Source organism: Streptomyces sp. NPDC093111 (genome assembly GCF_040683955.1).
In the GTDB taxonomy this organism is placed as follows: domain Bacteria; phylum Actinomycetota; class Actinomycetes; order Streptomycetales; family Streptomycetaceae; genus Streptomyces.
Window position 1 is genome coordinate 1 of the sequence record NZ_JBFBNW010000051.1, and the last position, 1,919, is coordinate 1,919.

Below are 1,919 nucleotides of genomic sequence, written 5' to 3' on the forward strand. Positions count from 1 at the left end.
GGGTGTCCGGACGTGGCGGCGCCCGTAACGAGCGCAGCGAAGTGAAGGTCGCAGTCCGGACACCCCCTACCCCCGCGGAGGCACCGGCCCCCGCGAACCCACCGGCCCCCGCACCACCCACGGTCCTCAAGGCGGGGTCAGCCCACCAGCCCCGCCGCCTCCCGCACCGTGAGCCGGCCCCCCTCCCGGTAGTGCACCCGATAGGCCACCTCCCCCAGCCCCTCCCGCACCACACCCTCCGCCCGCTCCCGCACGCCCGCCTCGGTCTGGGCCGTGTACGGACGGAATCCGGCACCCCCCAGCGCCCCGCGGTGGGCGTCGTACGCACCGAGCAGGCGGGCACCGGCCTCCGGCGCGCCGGATCCGGCGCGAGCCCAGGCGGCCGGTGCGAACTGGGCGACGACGAGATAGGGGGCGACGAGGTAGGCCAGGACCTCCATGTCCCGCACCGCACGGGCGAGATACCCCGTCGCCTGCTCGTACGCGCCGTCCTCACAGGCCAGCCACCCCCGCAGCCCGCCGAGCATGCCCCGGAAGAGCCCTGGCGTGTCGTCGGCGAACTCCCCTTCCATGACGCCGAGTTGCAGGCGGGCGAGACCGGTGCGGCCGGTGTTGCCGTAGTGCTGGGCGAGCAGCAACCGGGCGGTGCTCACGGCCTCGGCGCCGGACTCGCCCGCCTCGTCGGCCGCTTCGACGAGCATCCGTTCGGCGTCCGCCCACGCCACGGGGTCGTCGGCGACGGCCCGGGTGCGGAGGCGGACGGCGGCGAGGAGCGCCTTGAAGACGGGCACCTGGGAGTGGGCGCCGAGGCGTGTGGCGGCGTCCATGGCGCGGGCGAAGTCGGCGGCGGCCTCGGCGGAGCGCCCGGCCCGCTCGTAGGTCTCGCCGCGTGCGGCGAGCGATTCGGCGATGCCCCAGGAGTCGTCGGCGGCCTCGAAGAGCCCGAGGGCTTCCTCGGCGTCGTCGGGCCGTTCGCCGAGCAGCTTGGCGCGCAGGAGCAGGTTGAAGGCGACGTCCCAGTCGTCGCCGTGTTCGCGGGCGGCGCCGACGAGGGCGGCGAGGGTGTCGTCGAGGCTGCCGAAGCCGCCGGTCATGAGCCGGGCGAAGTACCACATCGCGCCGGGCTGGCGGCAGGTCTGCGGGAGTCCGGGCCGGTACGCGGCGACGACGGCCTCCAGGCGGGCGCGAGTCTCGGGGCGTTCCAGTACGGAGCCGCCCTCGGCCCCCTCGGCCCCCTCGCCGCCTTCGGTGGCGAGGACGAGCAGCCGTCCGCCGCGCCGCGCCTCCCAGAGCCGCTCCCCCGTCCAGGGCGGCGGAACGTCGAGGCACTGTCCGGTGAAGGGCTCGGCGTGCCGCAGGGGCGCCAGGAACGGGTCGGGCCCGAGGCCGGCGGCCGCCCTGGCCCAGGTGCGGGATTCGAGCTGGTGGTTGCGCAGCTGCCAGAACCAGCTCAGGGCGTGGACGAGGCACAGCGCTTCCTGCTCCTCCCCGAGGCGTACGGCGGTGCGGAGCGCGCCGCGGATGTTGTCGTGCTCGGACTCGAACCGGGCGAGGGCGGCGGTCTGTCCCCGCCCCCGCAACGCGGGATCGGTCACCCGCGCGAGCTCCCGGTAATACACCAGATGAAGCCGCTCGGTCTCCCCCCGATCCCTGCCTTCGTCCAACCGCTCCCCCGCATACTCGGCCACCGTCTCCAACAACCGATACCGCATCCCCCCAGCCCCCTCGACAACCACCACCAACGACTTGTCGACCAAGGCCCCCAACACATCCAACACACCCAGCCCACCCAACAGCCCAGCCCCACCCCCGCCCCCACAGACGGCCTCGGCAGCCTCCAGATCACACCCACCCGTGAACACCGAAAGCCGCCGCAACACCACCCGCTCCGGCCCCTCCAACAAATCCCACGACCAGTC

Annotated in this window: 1 protein-coding gene; it reads right to left on the reverse strand. The window is 74.4% G+C overall.

Annotation, left to right across the window (positions count from 1 at the left end):
* Positions 1-137: 137 nt before the first annotated feature.
* On the reverse strand, positions 138-1,595 hold the full coding sequence (locus tag AB0Q96_RS39150) for a hypothetical protein (RefSeq protein WP_365334156.1): 1,458 nt from the start codon (positions 1,593-1,595) through the stop codon (positions 138-140).
* Between the last annotated feature and the right edge of the window lie 324 nt (positions 1,596-1,919).